21 protein-coding genes are annotated in these 24,871 nt (G+C 65.1%); 8 read left to right on the plus strand and 13 right to left on the minus strand.

What is annotated here, in order from left to right; translation table 11 throughout:
* Positions 1-154: 154 nt before the first annotated feature.
* The gene (locus RTN46_RS08490; protein ID WP_312180561.1) at positions 155-1,855 is read right to left on the minus strand and encodes a M28 family peptidase; all 1,701 of its coding nucleotides are present in this window, start codon (positions 1,853-1,855) and stop codon (positions 155-157) included.
* Between the two features lie 305 nt (positions 1,856-2,160).
* On the opposite strand from RTN46_RS08490, the gene RTN46_RS08495 reads away from it, so the two are divergent.
* The 4 genes from RTN46_RS08495 (at position 2,161) to nhaA (ending at position 5,163) form a co-directional block, all read left to right on the plus strand.
* A complete protein-coding gene (locus RTN46_RS08495) occupies positions 2,161-2,823 on the plus strand; it encodes a hypothetical protein (RefSeq protein WP_312180562.1) in 663 nt (220 codons plus the stop codon).
* A gap of 106 nt (positions 2,824-2,929) precedes the next feature.
* Positions 2,930-3,427, plus strand: coding sequence for a DUF2505 domain-containing protein (locus tag RTN46_RS08500; protein ID WP_312180564.1), 498 nt, complete (start codon positions 2,930-2,932; stop codon positions 3,425-3,427).
* Between the two features lie 32 nt (positions 3,428-3,459).
* Positions 3,460-3,681, plus strand: a complete 222-nt coding sequence (locus tag RTN46_RS08505) for an SCO4848 family membrane protein (RefSeq protein ID WP_312180566.1) — start codon at positions 3,460-3,462, stop codon at positions 3,679-3,681.
* Between the two features lie 114 nt (positions 3,682-3,795).
* Positions 3,796-5,163 carry a Na+/H+ antiporter NhaA gene (gene nhaA / locus RTN46_RS08510; protein WP_312180568.1) on the plus strand — a complete coding sequence of 456 codons (1,368 nt, stop codon included), beginning with the start codon at positions 3,796-3,798 and terminating at the stop codon, positions 5,161-5,163.
* A gap of 9 nt (positions 5,164-5,172) precedes the next feature.
* Here the strand turns inward: nhaA and RTN46_RS08515 are convergent, their stop codons facing one another.
* From RTN46_RS08515 to RTN46_RS08540, 6 genes are all read right to left on the minus strand, one after another.
* On the minus strand, positions 5,173-5,847 hold the full coding sequence (locus tag RTN46_RS08515; protein ID WP_312180569.1) for a hypothetical protein: 675 nt from the start codon (positions 5,845-5,847) through the stop codon (positions 5,173-5,175).
* A gap of 99 nt (positions 5,848-5,946) precedes the next feature.
* Positions 5,947-6,615: a hypothetical protein gene (locus RTN46_RS08520; RefSeq protein WP_312180570.1), complete on the minus strand. Its 669-nt coding sequence runs from the start codon at positions 6,613-6,615 to the stop codon at positions 5,947-5,949.
* Between the two features lie 368 nt (positions 6,616-6,983).
* The gene (locus tag RTN46_RS08525) at positions 6,984-7,898 is read right to left on the minus strand and encodes a hypothetical protein (protein ID WP_312180571.1); all 915 of its coding nucleotides are present in this window, start codon (positions 7,896-7,898) and stop codon (positions 6,984-6,986) included.
* Positions 7,898-8,638 carry a signal peptidase I gene (locus RTN46_RS08530; protein WP_312180572.1) on the minus strand — a complete coding sequence of 247 codons (741 nt, stop codon included), beginning with the start codon at positions 8,636-8,638 and terminating at the stop codon, positions 7,898-7,900. The genes RTN46_RS08525 and RTN46_RS08530 overlap by 1 nt, the downstream gene beginning before the upstream one ends.
* Positions 8,639-8,645: 7 nt before the next feature.
* On the minus strand, positions 8,646-9,206 hold the full coding sequence (locus tag RTN46_RS08535) for a hypothetical protein (protein WP_312180573.1): 561 nt from the start codon (positions 9,204-9,206) through the stop codon (positions 8,646-8,648).
* 88 nt (positions 9,207-9,294) lie between these two features.
* The gene (locus tag RTN46_RS08540) at positions 9,295-9,819 is read right to left on the minus strand and encodes an alternate-type signal peptide domain-containing protein (protein WP_312180575.1); all 525 of its coding nucleotides are present in this window, start codon (positions 9,817-9,819) and stop codon (positions 9,295-9,297) included.
* A gap of 228 nt (positions 9,820-10,047) precedes the next feature.
* Here RTN46_RS08540 and RTN46_RS08545 point away from each other — a divergent pair, with 228 nt between their 5' ends.
* The 3 genes from RTN46_RS08545 to RTN46_RS08555 all read left to right on the plus strand — a co-directional run bounded on the left by RTN46_RS08545 (position 10,048) and on the right by RTN46_RS08555 (position 12,720).
* Entirely contained in the window at positions 10,048-10,512 is a 465-nt protein-coding gene (locus RTN46_RS08545) for a VanZ family protein (RefSeq protein WP_312180576.1), read from the plus strand.
* Between the two features lie 134 nt (positions 10,513-10,646).
* Positions 10,647-12,044, plus strand: coding sequence for an NAD-dependent succinate-semialdehyde dehydrogenase (locus tag RTN46_RS08550; protein WP_312180578.1), 1,398 nt, complete (start codon positions 10,647-10,649; stop codon positions 12,042-12,044).
* Between the two features lie 301 nt (positions 12,045-12,345).
* Entirely contained in the window at positions 12,346-12,720 is a 375-nt protein-coding gene (locus tag RTN46_RS08555; protein ID WP_312180579.1) for an Hpt domain-containing protein, read from the plus strand.
* Between the two features lie 75 nt (positions 12,721-12,795).
* On the opposite strand, the gene RTN46_RS08560 is transcribed toward RTN46_RS08555, so the two are convergent.
* The gene (locus RTN46_RS08560) at positions 12,796-13,578 is read right to left on the minus strand and encodes a response regulator transcription factor (protein ID WP_312180581.1); all 783 of its coding nucleotides are present in this window, start codon (positions 13,576-13,578) and stop codon (positions 12,796-12,798) included.
* 451 nt (positions 13,579-14,029) lie between these two features.
* Between RTN46_RS08560 and RTN46_RS08565 the strand changes: the two genes are divergently transcribed.
* Positions 14,030-15,394 carry an ATP-binding protein gene (locus RTN46_RS08565; RefSeq protein WP_312180582.1) on the plus strand — a complete coding sequence of 455 codons (1,365 nt, stop codon included), beginning with the start codon at positions 14,030-14,032 and terminating at the stop codon, positions 15,392-15,394.
* A gap of 21 nt (positions 15,395-15,415) precedes the next feature.
* Here the strand turns inward: RTN46_RS08565 and sufU are convergent, their stop codons facing one another.
* The 5 genes from sufU to RTN46_RS08590 form a co-directional block, all read right to left on the minus strand.
* A complete protein-coding gene (gene sufU, locus RTN46_RS08570; protein WP_312180584.1) occupies positions 15,416-15,865 on the minus strand; it encodes a Fe-S cluster assembly sulfur transfer protein SufU in 450 nt (149 codons plus the stop codon).
* Positions 15,865-17,181 carry a cysteine desulfurase gene (locus RTN46_RS08575; protein ID WP_312180585.1) on the minus strand — a complete coding sequence of 439 codons (1,317 nt, stop codon included), beginning with the start codon at positions 17,179-17,181 and terminating at the stop codon, positions 15,865-15,867. The genes sufU and RTN46_RS08575 overlap by 1 nt, the downstream gene beginning before the upstream one ends.
* 146 nt (positions 17,182-17,327) lie before the next feature.
* Positions 17,328-18,911, minus strand: coding sequence for a sugar transferase (locus RTN46_RS08580; protein ID WP_312180587.1), 1,584 nt, complete (start codon positions 18,909-18,911; stop codon positions 17,328-17,330).
* Positions 18,912-19,310: 399 nt separating this feature from the next.
* Positions 19,311-22,046 (minus strand): LuxR C-terminal-related transcriptional regulator, encoded by a 2,736-nt coding sequence (locus tag RTN46_RS08585; protein WP_312180589.1) that lies wholly within the window; start codon positions 22,044-22,046, stop codon positions 19,311-19,313.
* Positions 22,046-24,835: a LuxR C-terminal-related transcriptional regulator gene (locus RTN46_RS08590; RefSeq protein ID WP_396157528.1), complete on the minus strand. Its 2,790-nt coding sequence runs from the start codon at positions 24,833-24,835 to the stop codon at positions 22,046-22,048. Before RTN46_RS08590 ends, RTN46_RS08585 begins: the two co-directional genes overlap by 1 nt.
* Positions 24,836-24,871 lie beyond the last annotated feature (36 nt).

Raw genomic sequence — 24,871 nt, forward strand, 5'->3', positions numbered from 1 at the left:
CCAGCTCCGGCAGCTAGCCCGCCACACCTGCGCACTCACCGCACGTAACCACCCACAGACCCCGAGTCCTTCCCCAACACACACAAAAGACACCACGCAAACGCCCGGCTGGGAAACCCCAGCCGGGCGTTTGCCTAACGACGGCGAAGCGCTGCTAGCGCAGTGCCTCGTGGCCCTTGTACTCAGGCTCCGCCGGAACGGTACGGGCTGCCCCTGCCCCGCCCTTGATGTCAGCATCCGATTGCGCGAAGGTCAGCACCGAATGGGCGACGGCGTCGGACATCTCGCCCATTGCCTGGTTACTGATGTTGCCCAGGTCGTCACACACTGCGTGATAGCACGGGTCGTAGGCAACCCCCGCCGTCCCGCCGAAGATCGCTGCTTCCTCCGGGGTCTTCAGGCCCTCCGCCCCGGAGAACAAGCCACCGGCGGGGATGCCGTTCTCGATGAACGCCAGATAATCCGAGCGGCCATCGAACTCCGTGGGCGCCGTCGCAAGTCCTTCCGAGGTGAAGTAGTCCTGGAAGACTCCTTCGATCGTGTCCGACCCAGCGGGACCGGAACTGCCGAACGCATCGCCATCACCGTCGTAGACGAAGCGGACGAAGTTGGTGGAGCCAACCATGTCGAAGTTCAGGTTGAGCAGCGTATTGGCGATGCCTGTCTCGTCGAGCTGGGAAACGTAGTGGGTGGAACCGACAAGACCGTCTTCCTCGGCGCCCCAGAACGCGAACCGGATCTGGTTCTCAAGCTTGAACTTCCCCGTTTTGCCCAGCTGGATCGCGGTTTCCAGAACGGCGGCCGATCCGCTGCCGTTGTCGTTGATGCCGGGGCCCTCAGCAACCGAGTCCAGGTGGCCGCCGACGACGATCTGGCGGGTTGGGTCGCCCTTGGGCGTATCCGCAATGATGTTGAAGGTCTCGGTCGCCTGGATGGAGGAGTCAACGGTCAGGTGGAGGGTCGCTCCCGCCGTTCCGGCGAGGGTTTCCCCAAGGGCAAAGGTGGTTCCTACGGCGGGGATGGCGGACAGCTCCGAACCGAGCGTGCCGTTGATCAGCCCCGTGCGGTCATCACCAGGGACGTCGTTGCCCTGGTTGAAGATGACGGCGCCGGCAGCACCAGCTGCTGCCGCGTTGGCGACCTTGTCACCGAAAGCGCAGCTGCCCCGTTGCAGCAGGGCGATGTTCCCTGCGGGGAAACCCGCAAAGTCCGCCGCCTCACAGCCGGAGGTGTTCGCGCGGTCTCCCGCGAGGTTGATGTCGACGGCGGTGACGGCCGCTGTGACGTCCCCGCTGCCTGAGTAGCTCATCGTGATGTAGTCGGTGCCTGAGGTGTAGCTGACCGGGTTCGGGGTCACCTGCGACAGGGAGTCTCCGGCCAGCAGGAACTGCTCGTAGGTGAACGGCTGGCGGAACGGCTGGTACCCGGCCTTGCGCAGCTGGGATTCCACGTACCGGGCGGAGGCTTCGTAGCCGGGCGTTCCCGCCGCACGGTTGCCGCCGTTGGCGTCTGCCGCGGCCTGGAACGCTGCCAGATGACCGGTCAGGCCCTTGATGGTGACTTTGTCCCGCAGCTTCTCGGAATCGGATTTCCCGGGATTGCCGTGGCCGTTGCCGTTACCGTTGCCGTGGCCATTGCCATTGCCGTGGCCGTTGCCGTTGCCGTTGCCGTTGCCGTTGCCGGGCTTATCGTTGCCCGGCTTGCCGTTGTTGTGGCCCGGACCCTGCTGGGCCCCCTGGCCGCCCTTGCCTCCTGAGTTGACCTGGGCTGCGACAGCCGCCGGGGCCCCCGCCGAGACTGCTAGTACGATCGTGGCCGCGAGGGCTGCCCCGCGCGCCGATTTGCTGAATTTCATCGTTCCCCTATGAGAGTGCGAGTGAATGGATACGGCCGGCGTGCTCCGCCCCCGAGGCAAGCCGTGCGGTGATGCTAGGTGATGAACCGGAGGCCTAACAGAGGGAGCCAGCGACCACACCCCATTCATCTTTTTTCTCTTCCGTCCCATTGGCAGCACCTTCCCTTTCCATGATTCGTAGGCTAGGTTTCCGCCCCTCCTGCACTGGCCCCGACTGTGGATTTTCCAGTTGGCGGCTGCCACGCTGGAATGGCACACGGGCATCACCGCAACCGCATTTCCCAGCGCATCGGAGGTCTGCCCCCATGGGACGCAAAACGGTACGTAAAACGCTGCTCCTGCTCACTGCATTGGCTGCGCTCGTCCTCACCTTCACTGCATGTTCAAGTGGCGGGACCGAGGACGACGCGTCCAACAGTCCGTCCGCGTCGTCGTCACCGGATTCGAGCGGATGCACGGGGGCCGAAGCGACTTCGGCCTCCTGCGAAGCAGCCGGCCCGGGCACCACGGTGGCAGCCGACTCCTGCCCCTCGACGTCGCCCACCGCCCTTGAGGGCGGAGTGATCGAAGGTGCCTTTGTGCCGTGGTGTGAGAACGCCATTGCGACCGCCTACGACTCCGGACTGATCCCGGCCGGTGCGGAAACTGAACTGACCATTCGGGAAACGGATCAGGGGACGGTCCTGGAGATGCAGGTCCAGGGATTCGCCGCCGATACCGGCTATTCGGGAGTTCTGCATTCTGCGGCGTGCGGGGCCAGCGCCTCGGACGCCGGACCGGAGTACGTCCAGGAAGATCTCAGTGAAAACGTGCCCGCTGGCCTGGCACTGGACTTCACCACCGATGCCGACGGGTCCGCCGATGCGTCGGTGACGGCCCCCTGGGTCCTCCCGGACAACGGATCGGGCAAGTCCATCGTGATCCATTCCGCTGATAACCGGACGGCCGGCTGCATCACCATCCCCTGACAGCCAAGGGCGCTTTGGAAGAGGCCCAGTTTCACCGACTAGGATGTTTGGCGGGTCCGGGCACTTCAGTGCCGGATCTGCCGCACATCAACTATCGGAGGACCCAATGGCCCTGTCTGCTTCCACCACCCTGCCCTACGACGCCGCCACGCTGACCAAGACCTTCACGGACGAAGGATTCGTCCGCAGCATCAGCGAGCACGTCGGCGGTTCGCTGGTGTCCCTGGTGGTCGACGGCGATATCTCCGGCCCGTTCACCCTCACGGCTGTCCGGTCACTCCCCACGGACCGCCTTCCGGAGATGGCGAAAAAGCTCGTCGGCGCCTCGCTGACCGTGACCCAGAAGGAGTCGTGGGAAGCCCCGGCTGCGGACGGCTCCCGGACGGCAACGATCGACCTATCCGTGGCCGGCGTCCCGCTGAAGGTCAATGCCGTCCAGCGCATGGTGGCCATTCCGGAGGGCACGCGGACCGACGTCGAAGGCACCGTCACCTCGTCCATCCCGTTCCTGGGTGACAAGATCGCCAAGGCCGCGGAGCCCATGATCGGCAAGGCACTGACCATCCAGGCCTCACAGGCCGGCAAATGGATCGAAAACAACTGAGCCCGGCGACGGACTGAAAGAGAGAACTGCGCGTGTCCCTGTCAGCACCCCTGGCCTTTGTCCTCATTGCGGCCGGCCTCTGGTCGATCCTCGTTTGGCCCCCTTTCCTCAAGCGCGTGCTCAACGCCCCGGAAGCCCGGGACGCGAATGGCACTCCCACCCGCTTTATGACCGTTAATCTGATGATGATCAGCACTGCGGTCATCTTCGGGCTGGCTACCACGATCATCGGCGTCCGCGCCCTGGCTGGCTAGCGCTTCCTTCCCCCGCGTTCAGCAGGGCGCGGGGGAAGGTAAGCTGGACGAAGGTGAGCCGGGAAGTCTGGTCGGCAGTAGTTTTGCCGTACCCGATTACGTTTAGGAGCCTTCATGGCCTCACATCAGCCCTCCGGGGAGTCCCGCACCATTCTTGGCCGGTCCAGCTACGGCGAACACTTGCGGATAGGCGAGATCCTCCGCAAGGAAACCGTTGGCGGCATCCTGCTGCTCGTCGCGACCGTTGCAGCGCTTATTTGGGCCAACTCTCCGGCGTCGGAGTCCTACTTCAACATCCGGGACTTCAGTTTCGGCTATGAACCGTGGCATCTGGACCTCACTGTCGGGGCATGGGCGGCCGACGGGCTGCTGGCTATCTTCTTCTTCCTCGTTGGCCTGGAACTCAAGAAAGAGTTCGTGGCCGGGGATCTGCGGCAGGTCAGCAAGGCCATCGTCCCGGTGGCGGCCGCCTTTGGCGGCGTCGTCGTCCCAGCGCTGATCTACGTGGCTGTGAACCTGATTTCCGGATCCGATGGCCTGCGCGGCTGGGCCATTCCAACTGCCACCGACATTGCCTTCGCCCTGGCGGTCCTGGCCGTCATCAGTTCCCACCTGCCCAGCGCGCTGCGGATCTTCCTGCTGACGCTCGCCGTGGTCGATGACCTGATCGCCATCACGATCATCGCGCTCTTCTATTCAGAAAATGTGAACGCGACCATGCTGTTCCTGATGCTGGTGCCGCTGGCGGCATTCACCGCCCTGGTCCAGCGCGCTCCCCGGTTCTTCGGCACGCGGCGCTGGCCGTTCTGGGCCTTCCTTGCCCCCCTCGCGATTGCCGTCTGGGTCCTGATGCACGCCTCGGGTGTCCATGCCACCGTCGCCGGTGTTCTGCTTGGCTTTGCTGTTCCTGTCCTCCGGCGCAGTGCAGACGGCAAAGCGCTCCCCCACGACGAGGAAAAGCCGGGCCTGGCGGAAATCTTCGAGCACCGGTTCCGTCCCATCTCCACCGGTTTCGCTGTCCCTGTCTTCGCATTCTTCTCCGCCGGCGTCGCGATCGGCGGAATCCATGGCTTGGGCCGCGTCCTCACCGATCCGGTCGCCATCGGCATCATCCTCGGGCTCGTGGTGGGCAAGCCGATCGGCGTCCTGCTGACCACCTGGGCCCTCACCACAGTGACCAAGGCACGCCTGGATGATTCGGTGAAGTGGGTGGACCTGACCGGTATCGGCATCCTCGCCGGCATCGGCTTTACGGTCTCCCTGCTCGTCAACGACCTCAGTTTCGAAGTCGGCTCGGCACACAACGACGACGCGAAGGTCGCTATTCTGGCGGCTTCCGTGCTCGCGGCCGTGCTGGCCTCGATCCTGCTGACCATCCGTAACCGCCGCTACGCCGTCCTCGAAGCCGCCGAACGCCTCGATGCGGACAACAACGGCATTCCGGACGTGTTCGAGGAAGGCCAGCAGGACAAGGGACGCTGACGCAGCCGGTCAGTTGATCCCGTGCGGGCAGTTGAACCAGTCGCCGTTTTCCTTGTACTGGAAACCGGCGTACGTGAGCGGTGCGGACGGAGTCCCCTGGATGGTGACCTTGCCTCCCAGCAGGGTCGGTGATGTGACTGCTGAGGAAAGCCACGCGTTGCGCACGGCGACATCAAACTTCGTGTTGTTCCCCTGGGCGTCTGCCAAAAAAGGTTCGATTCCCGGGAGGGCAGCGAGCAGGACCGTACCGCTTGTCCCCGGCACCGCGTAGCTCCTGGTGGCGGTTTGGGCCTGGCCGTTCTTGGTCTTGAGGACAATGTCCACCACGGTGTAGCTCCCGCTCGGGGCGGCATTTGCCGTCCAGGCGATTGATGTCTGCCGGCCCCCGTTGTTGGGCCCACCCGAAGCGGGGCGGGAACAGGTCAAGGCTGTCGGAGTTACCGGCAGGGGCGCAGGGGCGGTGGTGGGCGGCGTGGGAGTTGGCGTGGGTGCGGAGGTTGGGGTGGGCTCCGGGGTTGGCGTCGGCGTCGGCGTCGGCTTACCGGCAGTCACCGTTATGGCCGCGGATCCCTGCTGGCTCCACCACGCGTAGGCGGCCGGAGCGCCCAGCCCCAGCGCAACCGTCAGGACAAAGGCAGCCGCCGCGGTTCGGGACCCCGGCAGCCGCCTCAGACGCCGGAACATGCCGTGCCGCCGTGGCGGCCGGACGCCTCTTTCATCGTTTCCCATGAATTCCCCCAAACCCTGGTTTGTGCCTGCCACCCGCCGAAGACGGGTGAAGCGCTAAAGCGACTCGCTGCCGGTCTTCCAGCACTCGTGACTGTACTCCCCCAGCTGGTACGTCATGTACGCGGGGTCTCCCGCGCCGCTGGCGTTCATCGGCTGGACCCGAACCGTGTATTGCCCGTAAGCCCCGCTGGCTTTCGGGAACCGCAGCGCCGTCTGGATGTCCGGTGTGGCCGTGTCCAGGCCATAGAGCGTGGCTCGCCCATTCGATATAACAGTCACCCGGTAAGAGACTGCGGCCGGGGCGGGCTGCCATGCCAGCGTCAGTGTTGAATAGCCGCCCGCTGTGGTCAGGGCCGGCACAGGGCAGGTAAGCGCGGTGTTGCCCACAGTACCCAGTCCGTTGCCCTGCCCACGCTCGTCGTAGCAGTTATTGAGCTTCCAATGCTCGTACTTGTAAGTCCAGTAGAGCGGGTCCCCGGCGACGTCCCCATTCATGGGTATCACCCTGACGGTGTACGTGGTGTAGTACGGCGTCGAAGCTTCAGTCGCGTTGCCGCTGCCTGGGGCGGATGGCGACCGGGGGAACTTGAACGTGGCATTCGTGGTGGGGACGTTCTGGACCTGGTCATAGACGAACCCGGGGCTGTTGGACGTTACCCGCACCACATAATTCGTCGGCGCCGTGCCTCGAACCGGAGCTCCCCACGCGAACCTGGTATCCATTTCTGTGTCCTGCCTCAGGCCGTCGAAATCCTTCAACGGCGTGCAGGTGGCCTTTCCCGTTGGCTTTCCCGGCCATCCGGCCAGAACCGGTCCAGGGCCAACTATCGGAGGGCCGGGCTGGGTGGGAGTCGGATCGGGCGAAGGAACCGGCGGGGTGGGAGTCGGAGCCGGCTGGGTCGGGGCACCGGCCGTGATGCTGATCTCCGCCCTGCCCTGCTGGCTCCACCAGGCATACGCTGCTGGGCCGCCTACCCCCAGTGCAATCGTGAGGACGAATGCCGCCGCTGCGGTACGTGAACCGGGGAGCCGCCGAAGCCGCTGGAACCAACCCGATTTCCCGTGGGCTGGGTCCGGCTGCTCGTTCGGATTCATGATGTCCTTCGGGTAACTCGTGTCCTGACCGCTGCAGCAGCGAAGAATGCGGCGCTGAGCAGCACCATCAAGGTGCCCTGCCAGGTGCGGATGATCGGTTCCACCGTACTCTCGATGAACGACGCCGGTGCGATGCCGTCTGGTGAGCCCGTGTTGCCGGAGCGTTCGGCGCCACCGGAACGGGGAACCGCGGCCGCTCCACCTCCTCCGGGTGTGGCCGGTGCCGCAGCGGGTGTTCCGGCGACAAAGGCGGTGGAAGCTCCGGAGACAGCGATGGGTGGTGCCGCGTTGAACTGTCCCGGGCCTGTGCCCAGGGACGGCAGCTCTATGGGGCGTTCCGGTGCTGTGAGCGCGTCGCAGGCGGGTCGGCCTGCCCCGGCGGAATCGAGCAGGAATAGGATGTCGAAGCTGCCCTGTTTGGACATGGCCGCGTTGGGCGTCTCGGGCAGCAGCCCCGCTGCGAGCTCGATTCGGCGGGTTCCGCCGGCCGGAACGGCAAGGGCCAGCTCCAGCTCCGTGCAGGTCCCTGCCGCGCCGGTCAAGGCCGTGCCGGTGGGAAACGTTCCCAGGCCAGTGGAGCCGACAGCCAAGTAACCGGAAAGCTCCGCGTCCATCGCAGTGCTGACCGCTGCTGCGGTGAGGAAGGCCTGCTCGGAACCGGTATTGCGTACCCAGATTGACCCTGTGGTCGTGGCTCCGGGCACCATCAGGACACCGTCTGCGAAGACCGATCCGCTGGCCGAACTGCCGTAGGTCGTGCCGTCCAAGCTGATCTGCAGAAAGTCGTCAGCCGCGTGCGCGGCGGGAGCAGCGGCGAGGGAGGCTGCTGCCACGGAAGCAACGGCCAGCAGGCCGCGGGCCAGGCGGGCCCGGGCGCCCAGGGGCACCCTGGTCCGGCTGGAGGATTGCATCAGACTGCCACGGTCTTTGGAGCTGCGACCGGGTGGAAGGGGGAAGCACCGTGGTCGCAGTGGTCACACTCGCGCAGCACCGGGTCGTTGCTGAACCCCGTGTGGCTGTGGGAGCCATGGGGGTTCAGGCCAAAGCTCTGCTCCCGGGCCGGCAGATCCAGCAGTACGGCCTCAACCTCGGGTTCGGACTTCTTGCGCTTCTTCTCGAGGCTGCCGCGGACCAGCAGCACAATCCCGTAACCGAGCAGGCCAACCGCACCCCACTGCGCGATCGCACCGCGGTCGCTGTTGCCCAGCCCGTTGGCCACGAAACCGACAAGCGGGACGGCGTAGGAGAGCTTGCCGCGGATCTGGACTTCGGTGACCGGGGCGGCATCTGCCAGGTCATTGTTATCGCCCTTGGTGGTGAAGACGCGCTCGCCGTTTTGGCCGGCGCCGACGCCGGTGATCCGGTGGGTGATGACTGTGGGTTTGCCGGATTCGATCTGGTACGTGATCACGTCACCGGTCTTGAGGGCGTCCGCCGGCGTCGGCTTGACGACCAGGAAGGTACCGGGAGCGTAGTTCGGAGCCATGGAACTGGTCAGCACCGAGTAGGTCTGGGAGCCGGTCAGCAGGGGGAAGATGATCAATACGAGGGCAGCGAGGGCTGCCACGGTCATGGCGGCCAGGCTCAGCGCGGTTCCGGCGAGCTTCAGTGCCCGGGTTGCCGGCGAGGGGGTGCTGGTTCCAATTGACATGAGATTCCTAACCTACTTGTGCGGCTGAGAGCGGGACGGAGATTGTGGTTACCTGCCCCTGGATGTTGGCCGAGGCGGCCAGGGACACTTGGAAACAGATAATTCCCGAGCTCCCCTTGGGGATGTCCACCGTCTGGTCCTGGGTTCCGGCGAAGAGAGCGGCATTGCAAGATGCGGGGTTTCCTCCCGGTGCGGCACGGTGCTGAATGGTCCACAGGTTGCCAGGGGCGGAGAACTGTGGAGAACCAGCGACCGAAGCGCGGATGGTGAAATCGCCGCCGGCATCGGAGTTGTTGGTGAGCTTGACGGCCGTAAAGGAGGAAGCTCCGGCGTTGACAGTGCCAACGTTCAGGGCAACGGTGCCCTGGCTGCCGTCGTTCTGGGTCATGAGGACGGCTGCGCCGCTTCCATTGTCCATTTCGACGTCGAAGCCAGCTGCCTGGACGGTGCCGGCAGCGGCGGTTGCCCCGGCATTCCACACTGCATAGCTCCCCTGGGCGGTCATCAGCCCGAGCGCCATGGCGGCGAAGATCAGTCCTGCCGCTTTCAGTGCTCGTAGGCTTTTCATGAAGTCCGTCTCCAAGGGGAACAGGCTGTGCGCGGAGCGTGCGCGCCGCGCACAGCCAGGGGTTAGAACAAGATGGTGCGGTGCCCTGTTACTTCGGGGCGATCTGCTCCAGGGAGTAGCTCAGGTTGGTGAAGTCAGCCGTCTTGTTGACGTCGTCGCGGCCGGTGGTGGCCGAGTTGAAGGTGAACTTGGTGGAGGCCGTGACCTTCTTGTCTGCCGGAATAGTCGCCGGGGTCAGGCTGGCTGCGTTGAGAACGCCTCCTGCGGTAGCGCCCTTGAGCTCGATCGGGGAGACCTGGGCATTCTGGAAGGCACTGGCCGCGCCACTGAGGGTCAGTTTGGCGTTCATGAGATCGCCCACCAGGGTGACATCCAGGGTCTGGGTGTACGTCAGCACGTCACCCGGAACCACCTTGTAGCTGGCGGGATCCACGATGGTGCCCTTGGCGTTCGTCCACACGCCCTTGGCAGCTACCAGGTTCAGGTCGCCGGCCACGATCGTACCGGCGTTGGCCGATGCGCTCTGGTTCCAGACCGCCAGGGTTCCGCCGCCGCCGAGGAGCAGTGCCACGCCTACGCCGGTTGCCAGTGCGCCTTTTGCCATCTTGTTCATTGTGTTCCCCTTGTTCCTTGTGAAAGCTGTTCGGCCTGGGGTGTTCCCCTGCCGCTGGAACTACTCTCCAACCCCCAACTCAAGAAACCGGCCAGTCTTGGCACAGGGTTCTGAAAACATTGGGACAATGCTCAAGGCGCCCACAAGGCGCCCTCAACATCTGCGCAACCTGGTCCTCCAGCCGGTGCTGGACACGGGTGGGGACCTGAATCCGGAAGGCGAGCAGGCATGGATCGACCCGAACGCGGCACCAAATCCCGGCTCCGGCCGTGGTTGGCCGCCGCCTCCGCGCTCTACTTCGGCGCACTCTCCGCCATCGTCTTCGCACCTTCCCCGGTGGACCGTGGAGGTGCGGGCGCGGCACTGCAGCGGTTCCTGGACCTGCTGCACACCGCAGGTATCCCGCGGTGGGTGGACTACGGACTCGTGGAAGCTGCTGCGAACGTGGTGCTGTTCGTCCCGTTGGGGCTCCTGGTGGGAGCCTGGCTAAGCCCGCGCTGGACCTGGCTGGCCGCTTTAGCGGGGTTTTGCCTATCCGCCGGGGTGGAAACGGGCCAGGCCCTGCTTCTTCCGGAACGTTTCGCTACTCCGCAGGATGTCATGGCAAACACTCTTGGGGCGGCACTGGGCACCGTCGCCGTTTATGCCTTCAATACCGGGCGAAAGAGGCCCGAAAGTGGAGCAGAACTCTAGCGTGTGCGGATGCAGACGGGGCCCATACCCTGCCTGCGTTCGCCCACCGCGTCACCAACAGGCGATTTGTTTACCCTGAAGGCAATTTCGCGGCATGATGGCATAACCCACATACATGCGTAAGGAGTACGGACGTGAGCACCACTTCCAATACAACGGCCAGGTCCTACCGGGTAGTGAATCCCGCTACCGGTGAACAGGGCGAGGAATTCCCCACGGCCACCGACGCCGAGATCCAGGAGGCCCTGGCAGCTTCACAGGCGGCGTTCGAGTCCTGGCGCGAAGTTCCCATCGAAGAGCGGAGCCGGATCGTAGCCCGGGTGGGTGAACTTTTCACCGAACGCATGGATGAACTGGGCGCCATTATCACCGAGGAAATGGGCAAGCCGCTCGCCGAGGCCAAGGGTGAGGCGGAGTTCTGCACGGACATTTTCAGCTACTTCGCCACTGAAGGTCCCGGACTGGCAGCGGACCAGGAAATCAAGGCGATCGGCGGCGGCCGTGCCATGATCCAGAAGCTCCCGGTCGGCCCGCTGCTGGGCATCATGCCGTGGAACTTCCCTTACTACCAGGTGGCCCGGTTCGCGGCGCCAAACCTGATGCTGGGCAACACGATCATCCTCAAGCACGCAGAATCCTGCCCGAAGTCCGCACTGGCGATCCAGAAAATCATGGACGACGCCGGTGTGCCCGCAGGTGTCTACACCAACGTCTTCGCCAACTACGACCAGATCGCGGATATCATCGCTGATCCGCGCATCCAGGGCGTTTCGCTGACCGGCTCCGAGCGTGCCGGCGCAATCATTGGCCAGCTCGCCGGCAAGAACCTGAAGAAGGTTGTGCTGGAACTGGGCGGGTCCGACCCCTATGTGGTGCTCGACACCGACGATGTGAAGGCAGCTGCCGGCCAGGCATGGGCTATCCGCAACGAGAACACGGGTCAGGCCTGCAACTCCAACAAACGCATGATCGTTATGGAGGACATCTTCGACGACTTCGTGGCCGAGCTGACCAACCTCGCGAAGGACCTCAAGCCCGGCAACCCGGCCGAAGGAGCCGAGGGCACCTACACCCCGCTCTCCTCCAGGACCGCAGCCGAGGGGCTCGCCGAACAGGTCCAGGACGCCGTCAGCAAGGGCGCTACACTGCATGCCGGCGGCACCCTGCAGGACGGACCCGGGGCTTACTTCGCCCCGGCAGTCCTCACGGGTGTAACCCCGAAGATGCGCGCCTACCGGGAAGAACTCTTCGGCCCGGTGGCCGTGGTGTACAAGGTTTCCAGCGACGAAGAAGCCGTTAAGCTCGCCAACGACTCCGACTACGGCCTCGGCGGCGCTGTCTTCTCCACTGATGAGGACCGCGCGCGGCGGGCGGCCGCGCAGCTGGAGGTCGGCATGGCTAACGTGAACGGCGTTGGCGAAGGTGCCGACATCCCGTTCGGCGGCGTAAAGCGCTCCGGTTACGGCCGCGAACTTGGCCCGCTCGGCATGGATGAGTTCGTCAACAAGCGCCTCTTCTACATCGCAGACTAGTGCCGTAAGAGCCGCACCCGGCTTTTCGGAACGCACGACGCCGGCACCCGCCCAGGTGCCGGCGTCGTGCGTTAACACCTTCTTGGCTAGGCAGCAGACTGGCAAAATTTCCGTGATCTTGAGCCTGCGCGGGGACAGTTCCTGAGCTTGCCCTGCCAGAGTTGGCAGCATTGAACACCCCATGTCCCCCACAAGGGGAATGCTGCCCACCCAGGAGGATCCCCATGTCTCCCCGCCAGACTGCGCCGTCAGGCTGCGCCACCCGCGCCTGCGGTGCTGCTCCGACTCCGCCAGTGCCGGTATGATCGCCGTGACCGAACGCCCGTCCTCCCAAACCCTGGTCTCCACCCGGGTGCTGCGCGAACTCAGCGAGCAGATGGGCCCAGAAACCTGCCGGCAGTTTGTCGGGAACTACATCGATATGTGGGCCGGACGTTTTTCCCGTCTCGTCTCGGCACTGGATGAAGCAGATTTCCCCGGCGCCATGGATGTGGTGCTGAGCATCAAGATTTCCAGCCAGATGGCCGGAGCGGAGCGCCTCGCTGCTCTCGCTTCGCTTGCCCAGGAGATGGTCCGCAACGCCGACTTCTGCGGCCTGTCCTCGCTGATCGAACCGATCCAGCTGTGCGGTGAAGAGACCCTGCTGCACCTCAGCCAGACGTTTCCAGCGCGCTAGGGAACGTCCGGATTAAACGGTGCCGGTTTTCAGGCGGGCACGGAAAATTGCCCCGGAACCGTCCTGCGTCCGGGCTTACTGCGCCGGAGCAAGCCGGTAGCCCACACCGCGGACGGTTTCCAGCCAACGCGGCGAGCGGGAGTCATCGCCCAATTTCCGCCGCACGTTACCGACATGGACTTCAATCGTGCGTTCGTCGGAGTCACTGATGTAGGACCCGGTGTCGTAGTCTTCGCCACGCAGGCGGCGGACCAGGTCCGTTTTGCTCCGCACGCGCCGGCCGCTTTCCAGGAGTGCGTGCAGCAGGTCGAATTCCGTGCGGGTGAGATCCACATCGCTTCCGGCCAACTGCGTAGTCCGCGTCCCGGCGTCGAGCACCAAGCCGTTGTGCTGGAAGACATCGCTGTCCGCCCCATGCTGGGGGGCCTCGGGGGCAGGCGCCACCTCAGGTGCCGGTACAGCGGCAGGTGAAGGAGCAGCCTCGTCCTTGCGGGGCCGGCGCATCATCGCGGAAATCCGGGCGCGCAGCTCACGCGGCCGGAAGGGCTTGGTGATGTAATCGTCTGCTCCGGCTTCCAGGCCCATCAGAGTGTCCAGCTCCTCGGCCCGGGCAGTGAGCATCACAATGTAGGCATCGCTGAAGAGGCGCAGCTGCCGGATGACTTCAAAGCCGTCGATATCGGGCAGGCCCAGATCCAGCGTGACGACTGTCGGATTGTGGCTGCGGACCGCTTCGACGCCTTCGGCGCCGGTAGGACTCACATGGACTTCAAAACCCGACTGCTGGAGTACTGCATGCAGTAGGTCACGAATGTCTTTGTCATCCTCAATAATGACGGCTACGCGCTGTGTTTCCATACTTTTCTGGTTTTCCCTGTCCTGCGAGACCTGCTGTACCCCGCTCCCCTTATTCGGCATCCTACAGCCTAGGCGCATAAACTGAGGACTTCATTCACGGCAAAAATGCGAGGTAACCGGGCCAATGTCCAGATTCAAGGACCGGCCGCTGTCCGTCGGCGGACGGCGCAGGGCGTTCTACATGCTGCCGCTGCGTCTTCGGGTGGCCCTGAGCCAGTCGCCTCTTGCCGGTGCCGTTGTCCTTTTGCTGCCAATCGTTTACGCGACCAAACCTGAAGCTTATTCAGAGGCCGAGTTCCTAATCGGCATGGGTTTGATCACAGTTTTATCGATATTGTCTATAGCTGTCCCGTGGGACCGATTTAGACAGCCGGCTTATTGGATTATTCCAATTCTGGATTTTGGTGGCATCGCGCTCCTCTATCGCAGCGTTGAGCCCGAGGTCCCGGGAATGACCGCCCTTGCAGTGTTCCCTGTCCTCTGGCTGGCCTGGTCCGGCGTCGCTCCCCGCCCGGCAGGGCTGATTGCAGTCGCCGGCGCGCTGCTGATTGTCTGGTCACCGCTGCTCGGAAATCCTGAGGCGGCCCCCGCTGACCTGCTGCAGCCGGCCCTGGTGCCGCTGATCATGATCCTGGTTTATCTGGCTGCCGCCATAACCGTGCAGGACGCCGCTCTCCAGCAGACGACGCTCGAAGAGAAAGACCAGGCGCTTAAGCAGAGCCTGCAGGACAGCCGCCGGAGGGCCCGGCTTCTCGACGCCGTGCTGGATACGATCGATGTCGGCGTCGTTGTCTTGGCCAAGGACGGGCATGTGATGCTGATGAACAACCAGCAGCTAGCGACCCATCAGCTCGCTGTGCCTCCGGACTCCGACCGCTGGGCGGAATCCGACATGTTTGTCTATGCGCAGGACGGCTGCACTCTCCTGCCCGCAGCTGACCGCCCCCTCGCACGCGCGCAGCGCCGTGAGGCGTATTCGGACTGCATCATCTGGGTGGGCCGTGGAACAGAACAGCGTGCCATGGCGGTCTCCGCCCGGCCGCTGAACGACGAGAACGGAGAATATAACGGGTCCGTCGTCGCATTCAGTGACGTTACAGAAATGCTGTGCGCGCTGCGCGCCAAGGAAGACTTCGTGGCGAGTGTTTCCCACGAACTGCGCACGCCATTAACCTCGATCATCGGCTATCTGGACCTCGCGGTGTCTGAGGCTGAAGACGAGGACCTCTCCGCAACACTGCAGACTTCCCTGTCCGTTTCCCTGCGCAATGCCGAGCGCCTGCTGGTGCTCGTTGCCGGCCTGCTCACCACCGTCTCGGACACCATTCATCTGGAGCCTGGCGAACTGTCCTTGCGAGACCTTGCCATGTCAGCCGCTGACTCCGCCGCCCCCCGGGCCCAAACCGCAGGCCTTCGGCTGGAGGTCGATGCGCCGTCCGACGTCCGTGGGTTCTTCGATTCCACCCGCGTCCAGCAGGTCCTGGATAACCTGGTCTCGAACGCAATTAAGTATTCCCCCGGCGGAGGGACAGTCACCATCCGGGTGGGACTGGGCGACAGGTGCGCCGTGCTGGAAGTCGAAGACGAAGGCATGGGGATGAGCGAGGCCGAGCAGGATGAGGTCTTTAACCGGTTCTTCCGCGCCGCCGCCGTCAAGAAAGCGGGGATTCCCGGTGTTGGACTCGGGCTGGGCATCACTAAGGACATCATTGAGGCGCACGGCGGGCAGATCAGCCTCACGTCCCAGCCCGGTGAGGGGACGACCTTCCGGGTGGAGCTGCCCCTGCAGCCCGAAGGTCTTCAGCAATCCGTCTAAGCGTGACGCGGCAGCCGGCGGCTACTTCGCGGCCTGCATCGCTTCTTCCAGCGCAACCCACGCCAGCATCGCGCACTTGACGCGGGCCGGGTAGCGCGCGACGCCGGAGAACGCCGCGGCGTCGCCAAGGACCTCCTCGTCCGCCTCCACGCTTCCGCGTGATCGCATGACCTCACGGAAATTCTCCACCAGGCCAGCTACCTCATCCTGGTTCAGCCCTGCGGCCAGATCAGTGAGCACGGAGGCGGAAGCCATCGAGATCGAGCATCCCTGCCCTTCCCAGCTGATGCCGTCCACGTTGGATCCGTCCAGGACGGCCCGCAGGGTGATTTCATCTCCGCAGGTGGGATTCAGCTGGTGCGATTCGCCCGAGAGCGCCCCGGGCGGCGGATCCGCCAGTCCATCGCCGTGCCGGGCTTTGGCGTGTTCCAGGATGATCTGCTGATACAGCTGCTGCAGTTCGGCGCTCATTACTTCACTCCAAAGAACGGACGGACGCCGGCCACAGCGGCCAGGAAAGCGTCGACGTCCTCAGTGGTGTTATAGAGGTATGTGCTGGCCCGGGTGGTGGAGACCAGGCCAAGCCGCCGGTGAAGCGGCTGCGCGCAGTGGTGACCCACACGCACCGCGATGCCCTTGTCATCAAGGAACTGGCCGACATCGTGGGAGTGGACGCCGTCCACATCGAAGGCTGCCAGTCCGATGCGGTCCGTTCCAGGACGGGGTCCCAGCACCCGGATCCCCTCGATCGATTCCAGGCCTGACACGAGCCGCTGGCCCAGGGTCCTTTCCCAGGCATGGATACGTTCCATCCCGGTCTCCTGCAGGTAATCGACAGCTGTGCCCAGGGCCATCGCCTGGGAAATGCGCTGGGTACCCGCTTCGAAACGCTGCGGAGCGGGCAGATACTCAGCCTTGTCCATGGTCACGGTGGTGATCATGGATCCGCCGGTCAGGAACGGCGGCATGGCATTCAGAAGTTCCGACTTGCCATAGAGCGCCCCGATGCCGGTGGGGCCCAGCATCTTATGCCCGGAAAAAGCGGCAAAATCCACGTCCAGGGCCTTTATATCCACCGGCAGGTGCGGAACTGACTGGCAGGCATCGAGGACAACGACGGCGCCGACCTGGCGCGCGAGGGCCACCAGGGCCTCCACCGGGTTAATGGTGCCGAGTACGTTCGATGCGTGGGTGAAGGCCAGGATTTTGGTCCGGCCCGTAATCAGGGCTTCGGCTTCCTCCATGCGCAGCGCACCGTCATCGTCAACCGGGATGAACTTTAGGCTGGCCCCGGTGCGGGCTGCGAGCTCCTGCCAGGGAATGAGGTTGGCGTGGTGCTCCATCTCGGTGACAACGATCTCATCCCCCTCGCCAATAGCGAAGCGTTTTGCGGCTGCTCCGCCGCGCCCCACGGCAGCGTTGGAGAACGCGTAGGCCACCAGGTTCAGGGCCTCCGTGGCGTTTGAGGTCCAAACGATCTCGTCCGGCCGGGCACCCACGAATCCGGCGAGCTTGCTCCGGGCTTCCTCAAAGACATCCGTTGCCGCAACGGCCAAGGTATGCGCCCCGCGGTGCACAGCAGAGTTGCGCTGCTCGTAGAACTCCTGCTCGGCTTCGATGACGCTCAGCGGATTCTGCGAGGTCGCACCCGAATCCAGGTAGACCAGCCGGTGTCCGTTGACGGTTTGGTCCAGGATGGGAAAGTCATTTCGGATCCTTGCCACTTCCGCATCGTCCAGGGGCCCGGCGGCGTGGTGCAGGGTGGCGGGGGTCGAAACCACAGTCACGATCAGTACTCCTCTGATGGCGGGCATCCTGCGGCTACATTACGCAAGACAAGTTTGACCTAATCATCCCACGGTGAGGTTATGAAGGCATCTGAGTCTGGCCTAAGTTTGCGTCGGTCCCCTGATCCGCTTGCCCCGCGCCGGGGTCAGTACGCGCCGTCAGGCCGGACCATCACCCTGACAGTGCGCCACATAATCATCAGATCCCCGGTCAGTGACCAGTTCTCCACGTAGAAAAGATCCAGCCGAATCGACTCGTCCCACGCAAGGTTGGAGCGGCCGTTGATCTGCCACAGACCGGTCAGCCCCGGTTTAATGAGGAGGCGGCGGTGGGTGGATCCCTGGTAGCCCTTAACCTCGGACGGCAGTGGCGGGCGCGGGCCGACCAGGGACATGTCGCCGCGCAGCACGTTCCACAGCTGAGGCAGTTCATCGAGGGAGTATCTGCGCATCCACCGCCCGCACCGCGTTACCCGCGGATCCTGCTTCAGCTTGAACAGGACCCCTGCACCCTGGTTGCGGTTTTTCAGGGTCGGGAGGCGCTGCTCGGCGTCAATCACCATGGACCGGAATTTCAGCATTTGGAACGTCCGGCCCCGCACGCCCACGCGCTGCTGGTGGAAAATCACCGGCCCTGCACTGTCGTAGTGCACGATCATGCTCAGCATGGCGAAGACCGGCGCCAGCACCAGCAGTCCCATCGAGGCGAAGACTATGTCGAGGCAACGCTTGAGCAAGTGCTTCCCGCCGCTGTACTGCGGCAGCTCCACATGCATCAGGGGCAGCCCTTCCACCGGCCGCCAATGGATCCGCGGGCCGGCTACGTTCGTCAGGCTTGATGCCAGGATCAGTTCGGTCGAGGTGTTCTCCAACCGCCAGCCCAGCTCACGGATGTATCTGTTTCCGCCCGGAACCGGACCAGCCACGATCACCGCATTGGCCCCCAGCTCACGGACCTGCTCTGTGATCTCCTCTGGATCGGTGGCCAGCGGAAGGCCGGATTCGAGAACGCCTTCCAGCTCTTCCCCCGCACCGCCTGGAACAACCAAACCCGCGACCTCGTACGCGGCGGAGGCGTGGGCCGAGACCTGTTTCACCACATACGCGACGTCCTCCGACCCTCCGAAAACCACCACCCGGGAGAGGTAGTGGCCCAGTTTGCGCTGGGAGGTCAGCCATTTGCGCCAGCACCACCGGCTCAGGAACAGCCCGCCCAACCCAAGGGGAAGCGAGACCGCAAGGACGGTCCCCGGCATGTCCCGCTGGAAGATCACCATAAACAGGGCCACACCGGCGAACATCCTCAACGTGGCGGTGGCCGTCCGCTTGTACTCGTCCGCTCCGGTTCCGAGCAGCCGCTCTTCCCGTGTCCGGTAGACGGCCAGGCCCACGTTCCAGGCAATGAGCAGCAGGAGAAGGAAACCCACGTGCCGCAGGGCTTCCACTGTGACTCCCCGGTTTGTCAGGGTGAGGACGGCCGCCCACCCCGTGCCGAGTGCCAGCACGGTCACCACAAAGTCAGTGCTGACCAGACCGGCCCGATACTGGCGGCGCCACCGATCCTCCGGCGCCTTGGCTTTGGCCCGGGGACGGGCTGCTGCCCACTGCTCCGTGATGGTCTCTGTCCGGGCAGAGCGGGCGAAGGTGGGAAGCGGGTTAGGAACGGGAAGGCCGTGAGGGTTGTGCCGTACCCGCCGGGGACGGGCGGATTTGGTGTTCAGCGATGCCATTTCAGCGTCCCCTAACCGGAAACTGCAGGGAAGGAGCCGGCGACGGCTGGGGGGAAGTCTGGGTCTCAGCAGACTTCGACGCCGCCGGCTCCGCTTGTGGAGGTTCCTCCTTCGGCAATAGCCGAATGGAACCAGTTAGCCGCGCTCCGGTTAGGGGCAAGACAGTTGAGTGACGCATGTGAGACCTTCTTTTGCACTTCTTCGCACTCCGAGACCGACGTGACTAGTCAATGCCAGCCGGGCGCGTGCGGCACCAGTAGTCGGCACCCGTAAAAGAACGCCATTCACCTAACCGTCCAGGCGCCGTACCTGCCGTTGGAACGAGCGCTACCTGCGGCACTCCGGGCAGCAATATGCCGCAGCGCGGACTACGCGCTGCGGCATATGAACAGCGGCAGCTTACTGGCCGGCAGGCACCCGGGGTTCGGCTTCCAAGGCCCGGTACACCGCTTCCAGTTCCGTGCGCCTGCTGATGCCGAGTTTTACGTAAATCCGGTACACATGCCCCTCTACGGTGCGTTGTGAGAGGGTGAAGCGCGTCGCGATGTCCTTGGTGCTCGCACCGTCCAGCAGCAGCTTCACGATCTCGTGCTCCCGTTTGGTCAGGCGAACCTGGTGGACGCTGGGACTGAGGTAGGAAACGGTTACCCCTGCCAGTTCGTCGCGGCGGCGGCGCAGCTGCTGGATCAGTGCCCGCTGCCGGCGCAAGTTGTTGTGCGCGCCGTAATAACGGATGGCATGACCAATGCACTCGACGGCCACCAGGAATTTTCGCCGCCGCACGGCTTCATCCGCGGCCGCGACCATCCGCTCGGGATTGTCCGCCGCTACAGCGGCAGCGTACGCATGCAGGGCCGCCGCTTCTCCGCCTTCGAAAGAATCGGTCAGGTCCACCAGTCGACGGGCCTGCTTCAAATCACCAATAGCCATGGCCAGTTCCAAGATGTCCTTCTCCGCCGCGTACTGGCCCAGTCCCCGGGCCTCCGCTGCCAGTTCCCGGACCTTCGACGGCGGCGGCTCCTCCGACCCCTGCGGGGCGAGCGCCGCAGCCGCGAAAGCACGCGCGGTCAGCGCCAGGGCAGGCGGGCTGGAATATGCCACCCCGCGCAATTCACCGGCGAACCGGGTTGCAGGGCCGGTGTCGTCAACGACCGCGGCAACATAACCGGCCATTGCCAGGGCGTAGGGCAGCAGACGCTCGGGATCATGTGCCCGCAGGGCTTCGATGGCAGGCCGCAGGCGCCTCAGGCCCTCACGGAAACGGCCCTGGTGAATCTCCAATGCGCCCTCCAGGACCCCAATGGTTCCGCCGAAGGCCAGGAGATAATGCGGATTGGATTGCAGCTCGCCCGCCAGCAGCTGGCTGAGCTTCTCAAACCTGCCACAGTGCAGCAGGGCCAAACCGCGCCGGAGGAAAACGCTTCCGCGGACGCTGCTCCGTGCCAGCGGCTCCTGGAGCAGTTCGTTCTGGGCTTCGTGCGCCGCACGCACCGCCTCCTGGCCCGCACCTGCCGCGGTTCGGACTTCGCAGGCGGCGGCGAAGCCCAGCGCCTTGAACTCGTGCAGCACGGAGGATTCCGCCTCCATAGCCTGGAGAGACTCAGCTTCCAGCAGCGAGACGGCCGCGGCCACCGACTCCCCCACCGTCAGCAGGTCGCCGTCGGAAACCCGTGCCCACAGTGCCAGGACACTCTTTCCCGCCGCCATCCACGCGGCACGGCCGGTGCCTCCGGATTGTCCGCCGGTAAGCTCCGCATCCCGGACGGCCCAGGCACCAATCAGGGTGCGGATGCGGTCCCCGGCCTGCTCGGAGCCCGCTGCCAGCTGAGCAGTCGTAAGCACAGCGAGATCCAGGGTGCCGGTGTCCGGTGCCGTGCTTACGGCATCTTCAACGCCGGCCCATGCCTCGGACAGGTTGCCCAGGCCAAGCTGCGCCGCGGCTGCCTCCACCCTCGCCCTGGCAGACAGCACGCCTGGGCGCACCGCCAACGCGAGCCTCAGCGCCAGTTCGGCGTCGCCGACGGCGTTGGCCACCCGCGCACCCTGCACCAGGGCGGAATCCTGCGGGACATCACCACAGTCCAAGGCCCAGGCCAGGTGGTGCGGAGTCTGCGCTATCCCTTCCGCGGCGCCACCGTCCCCCAGCAGATTCTGCCTGATCTCGATACTGCGCATTGGCGGAACCAGGCTGCGGACAGCATCCGCGTGCAGCGACTGGGCCATTCGAAGCTGTTCCGGGAAATCCGTCACCGGCTCCAGATATCCGTCGTCGATCAGGGCCTGGACAGCTCCTTGGTCAGCCAGCGCCGCCAGAACGGAGCGGGAGAGGGCGCCGGCCAGCGCCACAGTCTCAAGAACCGTCCTTTCCAGCGGCGTCCTGCCCGCCAGAAGCCTCTTGGCGAGGTCCTGGGCCGTCGGTTCCAGCCCGCCGGGGAGGGCCCGCAGGTACCAGGACTCATTGCGCCGCAGCAGCTCGCCGCGCCGTTGGGCACCGGCGATCAGCGCCTTGACGTACAGCGGATTCCCACCGGATACCTGGGCAAGGACAGCGCTCGAGGCGGTAAGCACCGGGCCGCCAAGCTCCTGCAGACAGAGTTCATGGACGGCCTCCAGTGACAGCGGCTGCAGGTCAACCCGGGACATAAGGCCGTCCCGGGCCAGGGAGAGCAGTTCCTGCATGTGGACCCCTCGGCTGCGTGAGAGCACCATCAGCCGGAGCTCCCCTGACATGGCCAGCTGGACCAGAATGTGGCTGGATGCCTCATCAAGGTGGTGGGCGTCATCCACCATCAGCAGCGCCTGGGGATGCCCTGCTTCCGCACGGACGCGGAAGTACCGGCGGATGTTCCGCAGCACCACCAGCGGGGATTCCAGATCCTCTGCGAGCGCCGGATCCAGGAACGGGGTCAGCGCGCCATAAGGAATGCGGGAGAGCACGGGACTGCCATGGATGCGGTAGACCGTTACGATCCCGTCCAGCCGTGAAAGCACCTCTTCAGCCAACGCACTCTTGCCCATGCCTTCCGGCGCCAGCAGGACGACGCCGCGCAGCCCCGGATCCAGGAGCTGGTTTGCGATGTCCTCGGCTTCCGCGGCCCGCAGGAACGACGTCGTATTGCCCATCTGCGTTTCCATCACCGCACTCCTGTCACTGCAGCCGGCTTGTCTGCTGCAACCAGCCGGGCGAGTTCCCTCCGGCTGCCGACATGCAGCTTGGAGTAAATCTGATACAGGTGGCCCTCAACCGTACGGACGGATATCGAGAGCTCCTGCGCGATCATCTTGTTACTGGTGCCGTTCGCGGCATGGCGGGCAATCGCCCGTTCGCGGACCGTCAGGCCCCGAAGGCAGTCCTCCACCTCGCCGTCGTGCTCCGTCTCCGCCGAAGCCAGGCGCCGATTACGGTGGATGAAACGCACAGTGGCGCGGTCTCCCGCCCCCGATGCCACTTCCAGCGCCCGCTCTCCGGTCTCCAGCGCCAACAGCTCATGCCCTTCGGCGTTGGCAGCGTCGGCAGCGAGCAGGAGCAGCTGGGCATCAAACTCGCCGGCCCCCTTCGCATAGATCTCGCAGAGCCGGGCGAAGTTTCCCTGCAGGCCCGATGCTGTGTCCAGCAGCATTTGCGCAGCCTCCGGGTTGCCAAGGCGCACCACACCCAAAGCGGCCAGCAGCGCGTAGGAGCCAGCCTCCCGTTCCTCGTCCGCTGCGGCGAGTTCCTCCAGCCTCGGACGGGTTTCCGGGGAACCCAGCACGCCTTGGGCGAGGGCCGCGAAGTGGGCGGCGGTCCGCTGCACCGGCCAGGGCGGGGAGCCCGTCACCGATTCGGCGGCCCGCAGGTGTTCCCGGGCCCGGTCTTCCTGGCCGTGCAGCGCCGCCGCGTACGCAGCGGCGCTCAGGACAACACCCAGCAAACCAAACGGGTCCGCCACTTCCAGCTGCCTGAGGGCAGGGAGAAGATGCGCAGTCGCGGCCGGACCGCGGCCTTGGAAAGCCCGGAGCATCCCCTCGCTTACCTCGCGCTCGGTTCCACCGAAGGCGACGCGTTCCGCTGCATCGTTGGCCTCCTCAAGGTAGCCGGCCGCCGTTGCCACGGCTCCGGCCACCAGCAGCGTGTGAATGATCCGGGCCTTAGCCTCCGCTGCGGGGCGGGCGTCAAGATCCGGCGGAAGGCCGTCGGCCATCAGGTGCCAGAGGGTCCCGGCCAGTTCCAACGCGTCGGCCTGACGGTCCGTCATACCCCAGGCCGCGCACAGCCAGGAACCGACCAGCACCCGGAAGCCCCGCCCGTTTTCATTGCCCCGGGCGTAGACGGTGGACAAGAAGGAAGCACAGTCCCGGAACTGGCCGTGCTGGAAGAAGCAACGTGCACGGGACAGGGTCAGCTCCCCTTCCAGCTGTGCGGCCTCCGCCCGCCCGATCCCGGCGCGCTTCAAGGCGGCCAGCATCTGCTCCGCCTCATCGAGCAGGGCAACGTGGACCCCTGCTGCGGTTCCGCCGAACGGGGGCAGCCTGTCGCCGGACTGTTCCGAAGCGGCCAGGCAGCCGGCACGGGATTCGGCCACCAGCAGACGGAGGTTGTCCGTGGATACGGAAATTTCCCCGCCGGCATGCCGATGCCGGGCCACGACGCCGGCCGCGGAGCGGTGATCACGGCGGTCAAGGTGGGAGCGGGCAAGTTCGAGTACCGCAGCCGGTGAGGACAGATGGTTCGGATCCGCCGTGATGAACTGCTCCGCGGCAGCCGCGTCCCCCTCTGCGTTCGCCGCGCGGGCGGCTGCAAGCGCCTGTTCCGGAGAGACTTTGGCACCGGCGGAGAGCAGCCACTCCGCGCTGCGCAGCGGCGGGGAGACCGCTGGATGCGGGGGCAGCCGGTCCAGCAGGTCCTGCCGCCTCCCGGCGTCGAGCTGGGCCCGAAGTACCGCGCCCAGGGCGGGCTCCACGAGGGACAGCGCGGGCACCCCAGCCTGGGTCAGCAGCAGCAGCCCGGCTTCCTGAAGCGTGTCCACGTCCATGCTGTCCACGTGTTCGAGTACCTGGGTCAGGGGAAGGGCACCAGCCAGCGCGAGGGCCTCGAGCAGCTCCCGCTGGCCCGGGCCCAGACCGGACAGCCTGCTGCCCATGGCCGCATGGAGGCGGGTGAATCCCGGCTGATGGCCTGGAACCAGCACCCACACCTGTCCAACCAGCATCAGCCGTCCGCTGTCCTGGTAGTCTGCCGCCGCCGCCAGCAGCAGGCTCGGATTGCCGCCGCTGATGGCGGCCAGATCCTCCGCTGCGGCCCGGCTCACGGGTCCGCGCAGTTCCGACTCCAGCAGGTGGGCGCACTCCATCGGCAGCAGGGGTTCGAGATCCAGCCGGCTCAGCACCCCCTCCCGCCACAGTCCGATGAACTCCGAGGGCCCCGCGCTGAAGTCACGGAAGGCAGCAATCATGCGGGCGGACCGGTTGACGACCAACTGGCTGAGGACCATGGCGGAAAACTCGTCCAGTTCCTCTGCGTTGTCCACGGCAAGGAGGACCTCGCGTCCCTGGGCACGCTCGCGGACCAGTTCCGTGAGCCCACGCAGGATAAGTACGGGGTGCGAGGACGCCTCCGGATCCAGGTCGGAGAGCAGGAATGTGAGCGCACCAAACGGGGTCCGGCCGGCGAATGCCGATCCCCGCACGTGGATAGTGTAAGTGTCCTGTCCGTAGAGCTGCAGGACATGGCGCATCAACGCGCTCTTGCCGCTGCCCTCCTCACCGACGAGCAGACAGCCGGAGGCCGGTGAATCCGGCGCCAATCTTTCCGCCATGGTCCGGATGAGTCCTGCCCGGCCGAGGAACAGGGAATCGGAACGCGGTGGCGTGTCCGGACCGGTGTGCGCGCCGGCGGTGCGATGTGCCGTAGGCGCGGTGGCGCCTGTCGAGTGTTGATCGTCCACGGTGAGACCTCTTCTGTACAGCTACCTGTCTGACCC

The organism is Arthrobacter sp., from assembly GCF_031988865.1.
Taxonomy (GTDB): Bacteria; Actinomycetota; Actinomycetes; order Actinomycetales; family Micrococcaceae; genus Arthrobacter_B.

What these genes read in the sequence shown, in the direction of transcription:
- RTN46_RS08490 (WP_312180561.1), bottom strand. Translation starts at nt 1,855, where the DNA reads ATGAAATTCAGCAAATCGGCGCGCGGGGCAGCCCTCGCGGCCACGATC.
- RTN46_RS08495 (WP_312180562.1), top strand. Translation starts at nt 2,161, where the DNA reads ATGGGACGCAAAACGGTACGTAAAACGCTGCTCCTGCTCACTGCATTG.
- RTN46_RS08500 (WP_312180564.1), top strand. Translation starts at nt 2,930, where the DNA reads ATGGCCCTGTCTGCTTCCACCACCCTGCCCTACGACGCCGCCACGCTG.
- nhaA (WP_312180568.1), top strand. Translation starts at nt 3,796, where the DNA reads ATGGCCTCACATCAGCCCTCCGGGGAGTCCCGCACCATTCTTGGCCGG.
- RTN46_RS08515 (WP_312180569.1), bottom strand. Translation starts at nt 5,847, where the DNA reads ATGTTCCGGCGTCTGAGGCGGCTGCCGGGGTCCCGAACCGCGGCGGCT.
- RTN46_RS08520 (WP_312180570.1), bottom strand. Translation starts at nt 6,615, where the DNA reads ATGGATACCAGGTTCGCGTGGGGAGCTCCGGTTCGAGGCACGGCGCCG.
- RTN46_RS08525 (WP_312180571.1), bottom strand. Translation starts at nt 7,898, where the DNA reads ATGCAATCCTCCAGCCGGACCAGGGTGCCCCTGGGCGCCCGGGCCCGC.
- RTN46_RS08530 (WP_312180572.1), bottom strand. Translation starts at nt 8,638, where the DNA reads ATGTCAATTGGAACCAGCACCCCCTCGCCGGCAACCCGGGCACTGAAG.
- RTN46_RS08535 (WP_312180573.1), bottom strand. Translation starts at nt 9,206, where the DNA reads ATGAAAAGCCTACGAGCACTGAAAGCGGCAGGACTGATCTTCGCCGCC.
- RTN46_RS08540 (WP_312180575.1), bottom strand. Translation starts at nt 9,819, where the DNA reads ATGAACAAGATGGCAAAAGGCGCACTGGCAACCGGCGTAGGCGTGGCA.
- RTN46_RS08545 (WP_312180576.1), top strand. Translation starts at nt 10,048, where the DNA reads ATGGATCGACCCGAACGCGGCACCAAATCCCGGCTCCGGCCGTGGTTG.
- RTN46_RS08555 (WP_312180579.1), top strand. Translation starts at nt 12,346, where the DNA reads ATGATCGCCGTGACCGAACGCCCGTCCTCCCAAACCCTGGTCTCCACC.
- RTN46_RS08560 (WP_312180581.1), bottom strand. Translation starts at nt 13,578, where the DNA reads ATGGAAACACAGCGCGTAGCCGTCATTATTGAGGATGACAAAGACATT.
- RTN46_RS08565 (WP_312180582.1), top strand. Translation starts at nt 14,030, where the DNA reads ATGACCGCCCTTGCAGTGTTCCCTGTCCTCTGGCTGGCCTGGTCCGGC.
- sufU (WP_312180584.1), bottom strand. Translation starts at nt 15,865, where the DNA reads ATGAGCGCCGAACTGCAGCAGCTGTATCAGCAGATCATCCTGGAACAC.
- RTN46_RS08580 (WP_312180587.1), bottom strand. Translation starts at nt 18,911, where the DNA reads ATGGCATCGCTGAACACCAAATCCGCCCGTCCCCGGCGGGTACGGCAC.
- RTN46_RS08585 (WP_312180589.1), bottom strand. Translation starts at nt 22,046, where the DNA reads ATGGAAACGCAGATGGGCAATACGACGTCGTTCCTGCGGGCCGCGGAA.